This window comes from Aeromicrobium chenweiae, assembly GCF_003065605.1.
Lineage (GTDB): Bacteria > Actinomycetota > Actinomycetes > Propionibacteriales > Nocardioidaceae > Aeromicrobium > Aeromicrobium chenweiae.
The window spans coordinates 2,535,606-2,551,436 of the sequence record NZ_CP026952.1; the positions used below are offsets into that span (position 1 = coordinate 2,535,606).

Consider the following 15,831-nt stretch of genomic DNA (forward strand, 5'->3'; position numbering starts at 1 on the left):
TGGCGCTCGCTCATGTCATGCTCCTCCGTTCGCCCTCGTCGCCCAGCTCGGACAGCTGGAACCAGTAGAAGCCGTGTCCCGGGAGGGTGAGCAGGTACGGCAGCTCACCGATGCGCGGGAACCGGACGCTGCCGGTCAGCTCGACCGGGATCGCCCCCTCGTGATCGCCGAGCTCCAGCTCGACCGGCTGGGGGAAGCGCGAGAGGTTGTTGACGCACAGGACGACGTCCTGCTCCCCGTCGGGACGGGTCCACACCCGCTTGTACGCGAGCACGCTGGGGTTCGACCCGCCGAGGTCGACGAACTCGCCCTCGCCGAAGGCCCGGTGCTGCTTGCGGACCGCGATCATGCGCCGGGTCCAGTTGAGCAGCGACGCCGCGTTGGTCTGCTGCGCCTCGACGTTGATGGCCTCGTAGCCGTACGTCGGGTCCATGATCGGCGGCAGGTAGATGCGACCGGGGTCGGAGCGGGAGAAGCCGGCATTGCGGTCCGGCGACCACTGCATCGGCGTGCGCACCGCGTCCCGGTCGCCGAGCCAGATGTTGTCGCCCATCCCGATCTCGTCGCCGTAGTAGAGCACCGGCGACCCGGGGAGGCTCAGGAGCATCGCGGTGAACAGCTCGAGCTGGTTGCGGTCGTTGTCCAGCAGGGGCGCGAGTCGTCGCCGGATGCCGATGTTGGCCTTCATCCGCGGATCGGTCGCGTACTCGGAGTACATGTAGTCGCGCTCCTCGTCCGTCACCATCTCGAGGGTCAGCTCGTCGTGGTTGCGCAGGAAGATGCCCCACTGCGTCCCGCTGGGAATCTCCGGCGTCTGGGCCAGGATCTCCGAGATCGGGAAGCGGGACTCGCGGCGCACGGCCATGAAGATGCGCGGCATGAGCGGGAAGTGGAACGCCATGTGGCACTCGTCGCCGCCCACGTCCGCGTTGCCGAAGTACTCGACCACGTCGGCCGGCCACTGGTTGGCCTCGGCCAGCAGGATGCGGCCCGGGTACTCGCGGTCGATCGTCGCGCGCACCTCACGCAGGTACTCGTGGGTGCGAGGGAGGTTCTCGCCGTTGGTGCCCTCCTCCTCGAACAGGTACGGCACGGCGTCGAGCCGGAAGCCGTCGATGCCGAGGTCCAGCCAGAAGCGCAGGACGTCGATCATGGCCTCCCGCACCTCGGCGTTCTCGAAGTTGAGGTCGGGCTGGTGGCTGAAGAAGCGGTGCCAGAAGAACTGGCCGCGCACCGGGTCGTACGTCCAGTTGGACGACTCGGTGTCGACGAAGATGATGCGCGCGTCGGGGTACTTCGAGTCGTCGTCGCTCCAGACGTAGAAGTCGCCGTACGGCCCCTCGGGGTCGTTGCGCGACTGCTGGAACCACGGGTGGGCGTCCGACGTGTGGTTGAGCACCAGGTCGGTGATGACGCGGATGTCCCGCTTGTGGGCCTCCTCGAGGAGGTACACGAAGTCGTCGACCGTGCCGAACTCGGGCAGCACCGCACGGAAGTCGCTGATGTCGTAGCCGCCGTCGCGCAGCGGGGAGGCGTAGAACGGGGGCAGCCACAGGCAGTCCACGCCGAGCCACTGCAGGTAGTCGAGCTTGCCCGCGAGGCCGCGCAGGTCACCCGTGCCGTCGCCGTTGGAGTCGGCGAACGCGCGGACCAGGACCTCGTAGAACACCGCGCGCTTGAACCACTCGGGGTCGCTCGCCGCCTGCTCGGCGTGCTCGAAGTCGGCCGCCTGCGGCTCGACGAGGGTACCGTCCTCGGCGACGTCCTCACCGGTGTGCGGTGTGTCCTCGAGGCCACTGAGGGCGGCGTCGGGGGCGGGGGTCGTCTTGACGTCGTCTTCCACGTCAGGCCTTTCTCGGTTGGATGCTGATGACGTGCGCGACGGCACGGAGGGGGTCGAGTCGTACGTAGTTGGCCGCACCCCAGTCGTAGGTCTCCCCGGTGACCTCGTCGTGGGCGACCAGACGGTCGTCCCACTCGAGGCCGAGCGCGGGCAGGTCGAGGTGCACCGTCCCCTGCTGGGGGCCGTGCGGGTCCAGGGTCACGACGACGACCACGGTGTCGCCGGTCGCCGGATCGGTCTTGGAGTACGCCACGAGCGCCTCGTTGTCGACGTCGTGGACGTGCAGGGTGCGCATCTGCTGCAGTGCGGGGTGGGCACGACGGATCTCGTTGAGCCGGGTGATCCACGGCTCGAGCGAGCGTCCCTCGGCCAGTGCGGCGTCGAAGTCGCGGGGGCGCAGCTCGAACTTCTCGCTGTGCAGGTACTCCTCGCTGCCCGGCTTCTGCGGCTCGTGCTCGTACAGCTCGAAGCCGGAGTAGACGCCCCACGTCGGTGACATCGTGGCCGCGAGCGCTGCGCGGATCGCGAACATCGCCGGTCCGCCCACCTGCAGGTGCTCGGGCAGGATGTCGGGCGTGTTCACGAACAGGTTGGGCCGCGACTCGTCCCAGTGGTCGCGGATCTCCTCGGCGAACTCGCAGATCTCCTGCTTGTTCGTGCGCCAGGTGAAGTAGGTGTAGCTCTGCGTGAAGCCCGCCCGACCCAGGCCGTAGAGGCGGGCCGGCCGGGTGAACGCCTCGGCGAGGAAGAGCACGTCGGGGTGCGACCGCTTGACCGTCGAGATCAGCCACGCCCAGAAGCTGGCCGGCTTGGTGTGCGGGTTGTCCACCCGGAAGATGCGGACGCCCCGCTCGACCCACACCATCGTCACGCGCAGCATCTCGGCGTACGCCCCGTCGGGGTCGTTGTCGAAGTTGAGCGGGTAGATGTCCTGGTACTTCTTGGGCGGGTTCTCCGCGTACGCGATCGTGCCGTCGGGCAGCACCGTGAAGAACTCGGGGTGCTCGGCGGCCCACGGGTGGTCCGGCGCGGCCTGCAGCGCGAGGTCGAGCGCGACCTCCAGGCCGAGCGCCTTGGCGCGGCGCAGCAGCGCGTCGAAGTCCTTGAACGTGCCGAGCTCGGGGTGGATCGTGTCGTGCCCGCCCTCCGCGGCGCCGATCGCCCAGGGCGACCCGACGTCGTCCGGGGTCGGCGTCAGGGTGTTGTCCTTGCCCTTGCGGTTGACCCGGCCGATCGGGTGGATCGGCGGGAAGTAGACGACGTCGAAGCCCATCCGGGCGACCCGGTCGAGCGCCTTGGCCGTCGTGCGGAGCGTCCCGTGGCGGGGCGCACCGTTCTTGTCCACACCGCCGGTCGAGCGCGGGAACAGCTCGTACCAGGAGCCGAACGCCGCACGGACCCGGTCGACCCAGATCGTGTGCGGATCGCCCTGCGTCACGAGCTCGCGGACGGGGTCGTCGTGCATCGCGCGCTGGACGTCCTCGCCGAGCGCGAGGGCCACCCGGTCGGCGACGTCGAGGCGAGTCGATCGGAGCGCGGCGGCGGCGTCCTTCAGCAGGCTGCTCCCCCGCCGGCCCTTGGCCTTCTGGTCGAGCAGGCGCGCACCGGTCTCGAGGTCATTGGCGAGCTCGTCGGCGGACTGGCCGGCCTCGACCTTCACCGACGCCGCGTGCGTCCACGTGGCCCAGGGATCGCCCCAGGCGTCGACCCGGTACGTCCACGTGCCGACCGCGTCGGGCACGATCGTCGCCGCGAAGTGGTCCAGGCCGGTGCCGACCTCGACCATGCGCGTCGTCCGCTCGGCCCCGTCCGGCCCGGTCCACACGACCGTGGCAGCCACGGCATCGTGCCCCTCGCGCCAGACGGTGGCGGTCACCGGGACGTGCTCACCGACGACCGCCTTCGCGGGATCCTTGCCGTCCCCGACAACTGGTCGGACGTCATCGATGCCGAGTCGGCCAGTCATGCGGTCCCTTCCGTGGACATCAGGTTCGCGAGCCCCGTACCCACACTTGCACGCCCTACGCACCTCGTGTGAGTCGATCAGATGTCGATCTGCGCCTCGCCCTGCAATGCCCGTCCGACCACGCCGTGAGGCGTACGACCCGGCAGCAGCGCTGCCGCTGTGAAGCTGGCCGCGAGCCGGTCGAAGTCGGCGTGACGGCGCAGCATCGCGTGCCTGCCGCCGGCCACGCGCACGAACGAGACGTCCGCCGTGCGGGCCAGCAGACCGGCAGCCGCTGCGGCACGCTCCGGGGACGCGATGCGGTCGTCCGTCCCGTGCACGACGAGGACCCGCCGACCGGTGAGGTCGATGTCGCCGTCGGCCGGGTACACCCACGGGTTCAGCGCGACGACGCTGCGCACCTCGGGGCGGTCGGCCGCGAGGATCGCCGCCCGGCCGCCGAGCGAGTGCCCCACGAGCCCGATCGGCAGGTTCGAGCCGAAGCCCTCCCGCAGCTGGTCGATCGCCCAGTGCACGTCGTCGACCGGGGTGTGCCGGGTGTCCCAGCCGCGGGTCGAGTTGAGCAGGCGGTACACCGCGAGCCGCCCGTCCGCGTGCGCGAGGCGCTTCGCGATCGGGACCATCCGCAGGACCGACAGCTGCGTCGGGCTCACCATGGGCTTGTCCCGGCGGCCGGCCCCGCCGTGCAGCACGAGCGCGACCGCCTCGGCGTGGCAGGGCTCGGAGGTCGCGATGAGCCGGGGGCTGGCGGGCATGGGCACCGGGTGCCCGGATCGGGCACCCGGGAAACGCGCCCGCCCCGAGTCGTCGGTCACGTCCTCACAGGTCAGATCGCGCGGGGCGCCTTGAGCAGCAGCAGCGACCGGCCGGCCAGCGTCAGGCTGGTGCCGGCCGCGAGCGGCTCCTCGTCCGCGGGCGAACCGTCCGGCGACGTGGTGTCCAGCACCCGCTCGAACGTCTCGCCGAACTCGCTGTCGGGCAGCGTCACGTCGACCGGTTCGGCTCCGGCGTGCATCAGCAGCAGCCACGAGTGATCGGTCAGCAGCTCGCCCTCGCGGGTGCGGGACTGGCTGTTGGAGCCGTCGATCCACATGCCGAGCGTGCGACGGTCCGCGTCCTGCCAGTCGGCCTGCTCGAGCTCGTGCCCGTCCGGGCGCAACCAGATCAGGTCGGGCCGGCCGGTGGGCGTGGTGCGCCCGTCGAAGAACTCCGGCTGTCGCAGGGCCGGGCTGCTTGCCCGCAGGTGGATGACCCGCCGGGCGAACGCGAGCATCTGCTCGGACTCGTCGGTCGGCGTCCAGTCGACCCACGACGTCGGGTCGTCGAGGCAGTACGCATTGTTGTTGCCGCCCTGGGTGCGCCACCGCTCGTCACCGGCGACGAACATCGGCGTGCCGGTCGACAGCAGCAGGGTCGCGAACAGGTTGCGCGCCTGGCGCTGGCGCAGCGCCACGATCGCGGGATCGTCCGTCTCGCCCTCGACACCGTGGTTCCACGAGCGGTTGTCGTTGGTGCCGTCGCGGTTGTCCTCGCCGTTGGCCTCGTTGTGCTTGTCGTCGTACGACACGAGGTCGCGCAGCGTGAAGCCGTCGTGGGCGTCGACGAAGTTGATCGACTGCCACGGGCGGCGCAGCGTGTGGTCGTAGAGGTCGGACGACCCGGAGAGCCGGAACGCGAGGTCGCCGACGCCGGACTCGCCGCGCCAGAAGTCGCGGACCGCGTCCCGGTAGATGCCGTTCCACTCGGCCCACTGGCTGCCGAAGTAGCCGACCTTGTAGCCCTCCCCCGTCGCGTCCCACGGCTCGGCGATGAGCTTGCACCGGGCCAGCACGGGGTCCTGGGCGATCGCCGTGAGCACCGTCGAGCTCATGTCGAACGATCCGCCGTGGGGCCGACCGAGCGTGCTGGCGAGGTCGAACCGGAAGCCGTCGACACCGAGCTCCTCGGTCCAGTAGCGCAGCGAGTCGGTGATCAGCCGCACGACCGTCGGCGAGCCGGCCTCCAGGGTGTTGCCGCACCCGGTGATGTCGGCCATGTGGCCGTCCTCGTCGTGCAGGTAGTAGGCGGTCGCCTCGTACCCGCGGAAGCTGAGTGTCGGCCCGTCCGGGCCTCCCTCGCAGGTGTGGTTGTAGACGACGTCGACGATGACCTCGATGCCGGCGGCGTGCATCGCCGCAACCATCGTGCGGAACTCCTCGACCTCGCGGCCCGGCTCGCTCGCGTACCCCGCGTGCGGGGCGAAGTAGCCCAGCGGCGAGTAGCCCCAGTAGTTGTGGCGGCCCGCCCGGATCAGCGACGGCTCGTCGCTGAAGGCCTGCACCGGCAGCAGCTCGACGCTCGTGACGCCGAGGCGGATCAGGTGGTCGATGACCGCCGGGTGGGCCAGCCCGAGGTACGTGCCCCTCAGGTGCTCGGGCACGTCAGGGTGCTGCTGGGTGAACCCCTTGACGTGCAGCTCGTAGACGACGGTCTCCTCGAACGGCACCTCCGGCTTCACGCCGGTGTCCGGGCCGCCGGGGCTGGTGACGACGCTCAGAGGGACGCTGCCCAGGGAGTCGACGGTGCTGGGCTCGGGCCCGTCCGGGTCGTCCGCGTAGCCGTAGGCGGCCTCGAGGTCGGTCAGTGTGCCGCTGATGCGCCGCGCGTACGGGTCGACGAGCAGCTTGTGCGGGTTGCACCGCAGGCCGGCCTTGGGCTCGTACGGGCCGTGGATGCGGAAGCCGTACTTCTGTCCGGGCGTGACGCCGGGGACCAGGCCGTGCCACACGCCGAAGGTCCGCTCGGTCAGCTCGATGCGTCGCTCGTGCAGGTCGTCGTCGACGAGACAGACCTCGACGCGCTCGGCGACCGTGCTCGCGACCGCGAACCGGACGCCCCCCGCCTCCGGGTGGGCACCCAGGGGAAAGGGGCGGCCGGCGAGCACCTGGACGTCGGACGTGGGGTGCGTTGCCATGCGTCCAGTGTCGCAGGTGCAGGGGCGCCCGGTCGGGCGCCGGCGCGTCAGCTGGAGAGGGCCTTCGTGGCCTTCTTCTCGGCCTTGGTGGCCTTCTTCTCGGCCTTGGTCACCTTCTTCTGCGCCTTGCGGACCTTGCGGCTCTCGCCGTTGCCGTCGAGCAGCAGGCTCGAGCCGATGCCCAGCAGCCATACGTCCTTGGCGAGCCCGGTGCCGTCCTGGGTCGGGCGGATGCCGTCGCGCATGCCGGGGGTCTTGGCGTACAGGCCCAACAGACCGGCGGAGAAGGCCGTCAGCGCCAGGCCCGCCTTGCGGGACGAGACGACCGGCGTGAGGAGGGCAGCACCGAGCGCGATCTCGCCGGCGGCCAGCGCCTTGACGAACACCGGCGGCTGGACCTTGTTGACCACCGGGTAGGTGCCGGAGGCGAATCCGTGGAGCCCGGCGGCCGTCTCACCGTCGGCGGACCACTTGGTCAGGCCCGAGTTGAGGATGAATGCCCCGGCGGTGGCGCGGAGCGGGGCGTGGGACAGGCGGAACGACATGCGGGACCTCCGAGATGGATGACGGCTCAATCTTCGCTCCCACCGTACGGGGTGACGGCCCGACGTGCGCGCCCGACGACCGTCGCAGGCACGGACTGTCGCGTCTGGCACTCGCCGATGGGGACACCATGTCATTACAGTGCTGCCCATGGGCATCGACATCGAGCCGGGGAGCGTCCTGAACGCGTGGCGGATCGGCCGGCAGGCCGAGGCCGATCTCGATGACGCCGTGACGCAGACGACGGCAGCATCGGGGACCGGGCTGGCCGGGCTGCAGTCCACGATGACCGCGGCCGCGCGCACGGTCGCGGAGGTCCTGGCCGTCGCAGCGGCCGTCGTGGACGAGACGACGTCGACGATCGACGGCTGCCTGGCCGAGTACGCGGCCAGCGACGGCCGGTCGGCGGGACGGTTCCATGGGCTTCGGTGACGACGTCGTCGGCGCCCTGAACCAGACCATCGACGGCCTGCGGGTCGTCCTGGCCCGCCTGGAGAACCTCGACTTCTGGCCCCCGTGGGACGCCGCGAAGACGATCGTGGATGCCGTCGGCGCCGCGATCGACGCCGCGACCACACCGCCCGAGCCGGACCCCGTGGCGCTGGACTCCGCGGCCGACGCGTGGAACGCGATCGCGATCGACGTCGACCGGGCGGCCGGCGACCTCACGCAGTCGCGCCAGGCGCTGACGCGACAGGTGTGGGAGGGGGACGCCGGCGACGCCGCCCGCACGCACCTGCGCAACCTGACCGACCGGGTGGAGACCGTGACGACCGCCGCCGAGTCGGTCCGGCGGGCGCTCATCACCGCCTCGGACGCCATGACGGACGCCCGCGACCGCCACGCGTCGGCGTACTCGATCCTCACCCAGCACCTCACGATCACCTGGTCCGACATGGCGCCCTGGGACCTGGTGAGCAGGCTCAAGCAGATCGTCGGGGACTGCGTCGACGCGGTCCGGGCGCTGGTCGGCTCCTACGAGGACGCTGCGGAGGCCATGGCGACGGCGCGTCGTCAGGTCACCGCAGCGATCGACACGATCGACCTGCCGACCCATCTGCCCGACGGGGTCAGTCCCACCTCCGTCGTCAACGGCTGGGAGGGCGACGACACCGGTCCCCTGCGTGGATCGGTGCTCGAGCGCGCGGAGAAGGCGCTCGAGGGGATGTCGCCGCAGCAGCGTGCAGCGGCCCAGCAGCTGCTCGACGACGCCGGCAGTGACGAGGCCATGGCCTGGATCCTGGCCGCGATCGCCTCCGGGCTCACGGGCTCCGACCTCGACGCGTACGCCGCACAGCTCGCCACCATGACGCCCGACCAGATGGCCGCCCTCGACCCCACGACCGCGGACGACGGGACGTACACGCAGCCGGACCAGACAACGTGCGGCTCGGCGACCCTCGTGATGTCGAAGATGCTCAACGACCCCGCCTACGCGATGTACATCGCGACCGGGCGCCATCCCGTGACCGGGCAGACCTCGCCCCTGTCCCCCTCGGAGCTGTTCGACGCCGAGTCGCTCGCGATGCACCAGCAGACCAACGCGTTCCGGGACCACGCCGGGAACCCGCAGGTGCCGTGGATCGACGAGATCGGCACCTCACCGTGGGGCGTGGCCCACCAGATGGCCGGCGAGGGCGGATCGGGCATCCCCGGCTCCGACTACGGCCTCGACCTGACCGACCCGAGCCGGCCCGGCGCCGACTACGACCACATCGTGGCCGCGACGGAGGACGGGCAGACCGTCCCCCTCTACGTCGGCGACGACAAGTCCCCGCGCCACGTCGTCCTGGTGACGTCGAGCTCCGACGACACCCTGACGATCTACGAGCCGTCCGCCGGGCGGACCATCACCGTGACGCGGGACGAGTTCGAGCGCGGCGACGTCGACGTCGCCGGCTGGGACAAGCCCTGGCTCGCGGTGACGCCGTCGTGACGCGATGGCCCCGCGCGCTGCTCCTCGTGCCGGCGGCCGTCCTGCTCGCGGGTTGCCCGGCACCGCAGAAGGACGAGCTGAAGCCGGACGCGGTCGACCGGGAGCGGGTGGCTCGCATCGCGAAGGACCCGTGGGCGGCACCGAGCAGCACGACCCTGCCCCGTCAGGGTGACGGCACCAACGGCCTCGTCACGCGTGAGGCGGGCAGGCGCGAGACCACGCTCCTCGGGGAGGACGACCTGCCCGCGGTCCGTGCCGAGGTCGAGGCCGCGGAGGCCGACGGGTGGACGCTCGTCGGAGCCGTCTGCAGCGAGCGCGGCCGGGTCGACGAGGTCCAGCTGGCCCGCGGCGAGACCCTCGACGACAGCGCTCGTGCCGTGATCACGACCGAGCCCGAGGGCAGTCGCGACGCACCCGCCTGGCGGATCGTCGTCCGCGTCTACGTGCCGCACCACGCCGATCGCTCGTGGCCGCGCCCGGACGCCGTCCGCACCTCTGCCACGTGCCTCGCCGACCCGGCCGCCCCGCCCGTCGAGGTCGACAGCGTGGCGGACGGCCGCGTCTACGGGCCCGAGACCTCGTAGGTCTCGGCGGCGAAGTCGACCCGCACCTGCCACGCCCCCCGGTGCATCACGAGCCATGAGTCGTCGTCGGCGACCTCGACCCGGAAGCCGTCCAGCGACGGATCGGACAGCTCGGGGTGCTCGCGGCGCAGCGCGATCAGCGAGCGGTAGGTCTCCAGCACCTCGCGATGGCCGTCGGACACCGGCTCCGACCAGTCCAGCGTCGACCGCTCGACCGTCGCGGGGTCCATGGGGTCGGGCACCTCGGACTCGCCCCAGCCGTGCCGGCCGAACTCGCGGCGGCGCCCGGTGCGGACCGCCTCCGCCAGGTCGGGATCGGGGAAGGACGCGAAGAACTGCCACGGCGTCGAGGCCGCCCACTCCTCCCCCATGAAGAGCATCGGCGTGTAGGGGCCGAGCAGCACGATCGCGGCGGCGCAGGCCTGCAGCCCCGGCGAGATCGTCGCGGAGATGCGGTCGCCGGTCGCCCGGTTGCCGATCTGGTCGTGATTCTGCAGGTACGCGAGGAAGGCCGTCCCCGGCAGGGCCGTGGTGTCCACCGGACGCCCGTGGGTCCGTTCCCGGAAGGACGACCAGGTGCCGTCGTGGAAGAACGCTCCCCGCAGGGTCTTGGCCAGCGCGCCCGGCGCCGCGAAGTCGGCGTAGTAGCCGTCGGTCTCGCCGGTCACCCGCACGTGCAGCGCGTGGTGCAGGTCGTCGGACCACTGCGCGTCCATGCCGAGCCCGTGCTCGGCTCGCGGCGTCACCATGCGCGGGTCGTTGAGGTCGGACTCGGCGATCAGCGAGAGCGGGCGTCCGAGCGCCTGCGACATCCGCGCGGTCTCGGCCGAGAGCTCCTCGAGGATCGGCAGCGCCCGCGTGTCGGCGAGCGCGTGGACCGCGTCGAGGCGCAGCCCGTCGACGTGGAAGTGCTCGAACCACGCCATCGCGTTGTCGATCACGTAGCGGCGCACCTCGTCGGACTGCGGGCCGTCGAGGTTGAGTCCCGGTCCCCAGTCGTTCTGGCCGGCGAAGTACGGGCCGAAGCGGTCGAGGTACGCCCCCGACGGACCGAGGTGGTTGTAGACGACGTCCAGCAGCACGCCGAGCCCGCGGGCGTGGCACGCGTCGACGAACCGCTTGAACCCGTCCGGTCCCCCGTACGACTCCTGCACCGCGCCCCACAGGACGCCGTCGTAGCCCCAGCCGTGCGGGCCGTCGAACGAGTTGACCGGCAGCACCTCGACGAGGTCGATGCCCAGGTCGACGAGGTGGTCCAGCCGCTCGATCGCGCTGTCGAACGTCCGCCCGGGCGTGAAGGTGCCGACGTGCAGCTCGTAGACGACCGAGCGCTCGAGCTCGCGGCCCTGCCAGGCCTGGTCGCTCCACCGGAAGCGGGAGTGGTCGTACGCCCGCGTGGGCCCGTGGACGCCGTGGGGCTGCCAGGCCGAGCGGGGATCGGGCAGGGGCGTCTCGTCGTCGCCGAGGACGAACGCGTAGTCGGTGCCGTGCGGGGCGTCGACGTCGGCGGACCACCACCCGGTGTCCGCCTCGCGACGCATCTCGTGGTCGGTGTCCCCGGCGCGCAGCCGGACCCGCTCGAGCTGGGGTGCCCAGACCGTGAGCGTCATGACGAGACCCCCTCCTTCACCAGCAGCGCCACCGGGTAGCGGTCCAGGACGTCCGCGAGTGCCGTGTCGCCGCCCTCCACCTGCGCGCCGGTGATGACGTCGGTCCAGCGCCCCTCGGGCAGCGGCACCGAGGTGGTGCCCCATCCCCCGCGGCGCTCCAGGCCGATGGGCAGCCGGGTCGCGACGGCGACCAGGTCGTCGCTGCGTGCGAACGCGACCGCGTGCTCGGCTGCCGGACCGTCGGCCCGCAGCGGGGTGTAGCCCCGGAACAGCTCGGGCCGGTCGCGACGCAGCGTCAGGACGCGGTGGACGACGAGCATCTTGGCCGCGCCGGACCGGTCGATCTCGGGCACGAGCCCTTCACCGAACCGGTCGAGCAGCTCGCGGCGCAGGTCGTAGTCGACCTCGCGACGGTTGTCGGGGTCCACCAACGAGAAGTCCCACAGCTCGGTGCCCTGGTAGACGTCCGGGACGCCCGGTCCGGCCAGCTGGAGCAGCTTCGCGGACAGCGAGTTGGACCACCCGGCCGGGGTGATCCGCTTCACGAAGGCGTCCACCTCCTCGCCCAGCTCGGCTCGCACCCGCGCCGGCCAGGACACGACCGTCTGCTCGAACTCCTCGTCCGGCTCGGTCCAGGTCGTGCGGAGCTTGGCCTCCTTGGCGGCCTTGAGCAGGTAGTCCGACAATCGCTCGTCGCTGATCGGCGACGCCCCGACGAGGGTCTGCCAGGCGAGCAGGTCGAGCGACGGCTCGTCGATGCCGCAGCGGTCGTGCCAGTCGGTGACCAGCTCGGCGAACTCGTCGGCCACCTCGGCCAGCACGGCCATGCGCGCCCGGGTGTCCTCGGAACGCTTCGTGTCGTGGGTGGTGAGCGTCGTCATCGTCGCCGGCGACCCGGCGTCGCGAACGGCCGCGAGCCGGTGGAACTCGTCCACGCCGACGCCCCAGCGGTCGGGCGAGCCGCCGACCTCGTTGAGCGCCGCGAACCGGGTGAAGCGGTAGAACGTGGTGTCCTCGGTGCCCTTGGCGACGACCATGCCGGACGTCTGCTGGATGCGGGTCGCGAGCTCACCTGCCGGATCGGCACGCACCTGCTCGTCGAGCGCGGCCAGCGCCTCGCCGAGGTCGGGACGCCGGGCGGTGGCCCGGACGATCGCCGCGGCCCACTCGTCGGCGACCTCGGGCAGGTACGACCGGTAGACGCCGAACGCGATCATCGTCTCGGCGACGGCCGCACGGGCCGCCTCGACCTCGACGTCCTGCAGGAGGGCCGCGATGCGGCGCACCTCCGCGACGAGGATCGAGTCGGTGACCAGGCGCCGGGCCTCCTCCTCGACCGCGGCGTAGTCGGTGGGCACGCCCAGCCGGGCGGCGAGCTGTGTGAACGCGGCCTCGCCGGCCGGGTCGAGCAGCACGCCCGAGACGTCGCCGAGCGCGTCGTACCCGGTCGTCCCCTCCACGGGCCACGAGCCGGGCAGCGCCTCGCCCGGGTGCAGGATCTTCTCGATCACGATCCATGCGTCCGGCGCGGCCTCGCGCAGGCGGCGGACGTACGCGGTCGGGTCGGCGAGCCCGTCCGGGTGGTCCACCCGCAGGCCCGTGACGTCCCCGTCGCCGACCCAGCGCAGCACCTCGCGGTGGACGTCGTCGAACACCTCGGGACGCTCGACGGTCACCGCGGCCAGGGTGGTGATGTCGAAGAAACGCCGATAGCTGAGCTCGGCGTTGCCCCGGCGCCAGTCGACCAGCTCGTAGTGCTGGCGGTCGTGGACCTCCTGGGGCGTGCCCTCGGTCGAGCCGCTGACCGGGAACCGGTGGTCGTAGTAGACCAGCTCGTCGCCTTCGACGGTCAGGGCCGCGAGATCGTCCGCGGAGCCGAGGACCGGGACGAGGATCCGCTCGCGGGACCAGTCGATGTCGAAGTGGTGCGCGTACGGCGACGCGCTGCCGTCACGCAGCACCGACCACCACCACGGGTTCGCGGACGGCACCTCGACCGACATGTGGTTGGGCACGATGTCGACGACCAGCCCCATGCCCTCGGCGCGGACGGCGTCGGCCAGTGCCAGCCGGCCCTCCTCGCCGCCGAGCTCGGGCCGTGCCCGCGACGGGTCCGTGACGTCGTAGCCGTGGGTCGACCCGGGCGTGGCGTCGAGCACCGGCGAGACGTACACGGCACCGATCCCGAGGGCACCGAGATAGCTCACGACCTGCTCGGCGTCCCGGAAGCCGAACTCCGGGCGCATCTGCAGCCGGTAGGTCGACGACGGGGTCGATCGCGAGGTCATGAGGCCCGCTGCAGCACGACCAGCGAGCGTGCGGCGAGGTTCATGGTGGACCCGGCCGCCTGGATCGCCGAGCCGACCTGGTCCACGACACCGGTCGCGGTGTCGATGACGACGCTCCAGCTGTCGCCGTACTCCCCGTCGGGCAGCACGAGCTCGATGTCCTCGTGGTGCGCGTTGAACGCCATGAGGAAGGAGTCGTCGGTGACCCGCATGCCCCGCTCGTCGCGGTCGGCGATCGAGTCGCCGTTGAGGAACACGACGATGGACTTGCCGAATGCGTCGTCCCAGTTCTGCTCCTTCATCTCCTCGCCGCTGGGCGTGAACCAGGCGATGTCGGCAAGCTCGTCGGCCTTGCGGATCGGCTTGCCCTGGAAGAAGCGACGACGGCGGAACGCGGGATGCTGACGGCGGAACTGCGTCACCGCGGTGGTGAAGTCGAGCAGCTCACGCTCACCCTCGTCCAGCTCCCAGTCGACCCACGCGACCTCGTTGTCCTGGCAGTAGACGTTGTTGTTGCCGCCCTGGGTCCGGCCCAGCTCGTCGCCGTGCAGGATCATCGGGACGCCCTGCGACAGCAGCAGCGTGGCCATCAGGTTGCGGCGCTGGCGCCGGCGCAGGTCCAGGATCTGGGGATCGTCGGTCTCGCCCTCGACGCCGCAGTTCCACGAGCGGTTGTCGTCCGCGCCGTCGCGGCCGTCCTCGCCGTTCGCCTCGTTGTGCTTGTCGTTGTAGGACACGAGGTCGTTCAGCGTGAAGCCGTCGTGGGCGGTCACGAAGTTGATCGACGCGTACGGGCGCCGCCCGTTGTCCTGGTAGAGATCGGACGAGCCGGTGAGGCGCGACGCGAACTCGCCCAGCGTCGACGGCTCGCCGCGCCAGAAGTCCCGGACGGTGTCGCGGTACAGCCCGTTCCACTCGGTCCACAGCGGCGGGAAGTTGCCGACCTGGTAGCCGCCCGGGCCCACGTCCCACGGCTCGGCGATGAGCTTGACCTGGCTGACCACCGGGTCCTGCTGCACGAGCTCGAAGAAGGTCGCGAGCTTGTCGACGTCGTAGAACTCGCGGGCCAGCGTGGCCGCGAGGTCGAACCGGAACCCGTCGACGTGCATCTCGGTGACCCAGTAGCGCAGCGAGTCCATGATGAGCTGCAGCGTGTGGGGGCTGCGGACGTTGAGCGAGTTGCCGGTGCCCGTGTAGTCCATGTAGAACGCCGGGTCGTCCTCGACCGTGCGGTAGTAGGCGCCGTTGTCGATTCCACGCATCGAGAGCGTCGGACCGAGGTGGTTGCCCTCGGCGGTGTGGTTGTAGACCACGTCGAGCACGACCTCGATGCCTGCCTCGTGCAGCGTGCGCACCATGCCCTTGAACTCCTCGACCTGGCCGCCCGGCTGCGCGGCGTACGCGTCGTGCGGGGCGAAGAAGCCGATCGTGTTGTAGCCCCAGTAGTTGGTGAGGCCCTTCTCCGACAGGTAGTGGTCGGTCACGAACTGGTGCACCGGCAGCAGCTCGATCGCCGTGACGCCGAGATCCTTCAGGTGGCTGATGATCGACGGGTGGGCGATGCCCGCGTACGTGCCGCGGAGCTCCGGCGGCAGGTCGGGGTGGTTCATCGTCAGGCCCTTGACGTGCGCCTCGTAGACGACGCTCTCGTTGTACGGCGTCCGCGGCGGACGGTCGTTGGCCCAGTCGAAGAACGGGTTGACGACCAGCGAGTACGGGACGTGGCCGGCCGAGTCGGCGTCATTGCGCTGGTCGGGCTCGTCGAGGTCGTACGAGAACAGGGACGGGTCCCAGTCGATCGTGCCCGTGACGGCCTTGGCGTAGGGGTCCATGAGCAGCTTGTTGGGGTTGCACCGCAGGCCCTGCTCGGGGTCGTACGGGCCGTGCACGCGGTAGCCGTAGCGCTGTCCGGGGTTGACGCCCGGCAGGAACGCGTGGTGGACGAAGCCGTCGACCTCCTCGAGGCGGACCCGCGTCTCGGTCCCGCTCTCGTCGAACAGGCACAGCTCCACGAAGTCGGCGACCTCCGAGAACAGGGCGAAGTTGGTGCCGGTGCCGTCGTACGTGGCTCCCAGCGGTGAAGCACTTCCGGGCCAGGGCTGCACAGG

General features: G+C 71.2%; 11 protein-coding genes. 3 read left to right on the top strand and 8 right to left on the bottom strand.

All coding sequences use genetic code 11. From position 1 onward, the window contains the following. Positions 1-10 precede the first annotated feature (10 nt). The 5 genes from treS to C3E78_RS12255 all read right to left on the bottom strand — a co-directional run bounded on the left by treS (position 11) and on the right by C3E78_RS12255 (position 7,307). Positions 11-1,843 (bottom strand): maltose alpha-D-glucosyltransferase, encoded by a 1,833-nt coding sequence (treS, locus tag C3E78_RS12235; RefSeq protein ID WP_108578762.1) that lies wholly within the window; start codon positions 1,841-1,843, stop codon positions 11-13. Position 1,844: 1 nt separating this feature from the next. Beyond that, complete coding sequence (locus C3E78_RS12240; protein ID WP_108578765.1) at positions 1,845-3,809, bottom strand: alpha-1,4-glucan--maltose-1-phosphate maltosyltransferase; 1,965 nt, start codon at positions 3,807-3,809, stop codon at positions 1,845-1,847. A gap of 77 nt (positions 3,810-3,886) precedes the next feature. Further along, complete coding sequence (locus C3E78_RS12245) at positions 3,887-4,564, bottom strand: alpha/beta hydrolase (protein WP_108580876.1); 678 nt, start codon at positions 4,562-4,564, stop codon at positions 3,887-3,889. Between the two features lie 71 nt (positions 4,565-4,635). Continuing rightward, a complete protein-coding gene (gene glgX / locus C3E78_RS12250; RefSeq protein WP_108578766.1) occupies positions 4,636-6,762 on the bottom strand; it encodes a glycogen debranching protein GlgX in 2,127 nt (708 codons plus the stop codon). Between the two features lie 47 nt (positions 6,763-6,809). Continuing rightward, on the bottom strand, positions 6,810-7,307 hold the full coding sequence (locus C3E78_RS12255) for a hypothetical protein (protein ID WP_108578768.1): 498 nt from the start codon (positions 7,305-7,307) through the stop codon (positions 6,810-6,812). 148 nt (positions 7,308-7,455) lie between these two features. On the opposite strand from C3E78_RS12255, the gene C3E78_RS12260 reads away from it, so the two are divergent. The 3 genes from C3E78_RS12260 to C3E78_RS12270 are packed head-to-tail and all read left to right on the top strand — an operon-like array spanning position 7,456 to position 9,825. Continuing rightward, positions 7,456-7,737 carry a hypothetical protein gene (locus tag C3E78_RS12260; RefSeq protein ID WP_108578770.1) on the top strand — a complete coding sequence of 94 codons (282 nt, stop codon included), beginning with the start codon at positions 7,456-7,458 and terminating at the stop codon, positions 7,735-7,737. After that, positions 7,724-9,241 carry a WXG100 family type VII secretion target gene (locus C3E78_RS12265; protein WP_108578772.1) on the top strand — a complete coding sequence of 506 codons (1,518 nt, stop codon included), beginning with the start codon at positions 7,724-7,726 and terminating at the stop codon, positions 9,239-9,241. The genes C3E78_RS12260 and C3E78_RS12265 overlap by 14 nt, the downstream gene beginning before the upstream one ends. After that, positions 9,238-9,825: a hypothetical protein gene (locus C3E78_RS12270; protein WP_108578774.1), complete on the top strand. Its 588-nt coding sequence runs from the start codon at positions 9,238-9,240 to the stop codon at positions 9,823-9,825. The genes C3E78_RS12265 and C3E78_RS12270 overlap by 4 nt, the downstream gene beginning before the upstream one ends. Here the strand turns inward: C3E78_RS12270 and treZ are convergent. From treZ to glgX (C3E78_RS12285), 3 genes are read right to left on the bottom strand one after another with little or no spacing between them, the layout of a single operon-like run. Beyond that, the gene (gene treZ / locus C3E78_RS12275) at positions 9,804-11,435 is read right to left on the bottom strand and encodes a malto-oligosyltrehalose trehalohydrolase (protein ID WP_108578776.1); all 1,632 of its coding nucleotides are present in this window, start codon (positions 11,433-11,435) and stop codon (positions 9,804-9,806) included. The two genes, C3E78_RS12270 and treZ, sit on opposite strands and share 22 nt — an antisense overlap. Beyond that, positions 11,432-13,723 carry a malto-oligosyltrehalose synthase gene (gene treY, locus C3E78_RS12280; protein ID WP_108578778.1) on the bottom strand — a complete coding sequence of 764 codons (2,292 nt, stop codon included), beginning with the start codon at positions 13,721-13,723 and terminating at the stop codon, positions 11,432-11,434. Before treY ends, treZ begins: the two co-directional genes overlap by 4 nt. Further along, positions 13,720-15,828 carry a glycogen debranching protein GlgX gene (gene glgX, locus C3E78_RS12285; RefSeq protein ID WP_108578780.1) on the bottom strand — a complete coding sequence of 703 codons (2,109 nt, stop codon included), beginning with the start codon at positions 15,826-15,828 and terminating at the stop codon, positions 13,720-13,722. The genes treY and glgX (C3E78_RS12285) overlap by 4 nt, the downstream gene beginning before the upstream one ends. Positions 15,829-15,831: the final 3 nt, after the last annotated feature.

Excerpts from the sequence above, each read along its gene's own strand:
- C3E78_RS12265 (WP_108578772.1), top strand. The coding sequence starts at position 7,724 with ATGGGCTTCGGTGACGACGTCGTCGGCGCCCTGAACCAGACCATCGAC.
- treZ (WP_108578776.1), bottom strand. The coding sequence starts at position 11,435 with ATGACGCTCACGGTCTGGGCACCCCAGCTCGAGCGGGTCCGGCTGCGC.
- C3E78_RS12260 (WP_108578770.1), top strand. The coding sequence starts at position 7,456 with ATGGGCATCGACATCGAGCCGGGGAGCGTCCTGAACGCGTGGCGGATC.
- treY (WP_108578778.1), bottom strand. The coding sequence starts at position 13,723 with ATGACCTCGCGATCGACCCCGTCGTCGACCTACCGGCTGCAGATGCGC.
- glgX (WP_108578766.1), bottom strand. The coding sequence starts at position 6,762 with ATGGCAACGCACCCCACGTCCGACGTCCAGGTGCTCGCCGGCCGCCCC.
- C3E78_RS12245 (WP_108580876.1), bottom strand. The coding sequence starts at position 4,564 with ATGCCCGCCAGCCCCCGGCTCATCGCGACCTCCGAGCCCTGCCACGCC.
- C3E78_RS12255 (WP_108578768.1), bottom strand. The coding sequence starts at position 7,307 with ATGTCGTTCCGCCTGTCCCACGCCCCGCTCCGCGCCACCGCCGGGGCA.
- C3E78_RS12240 (WP_108578765.1), bottom strand. The coding sequence starts at position 3,809 with ATGACTGGCCGACTCGGCATCGATGACGTCCGACCAGTTGTCGGGGAC.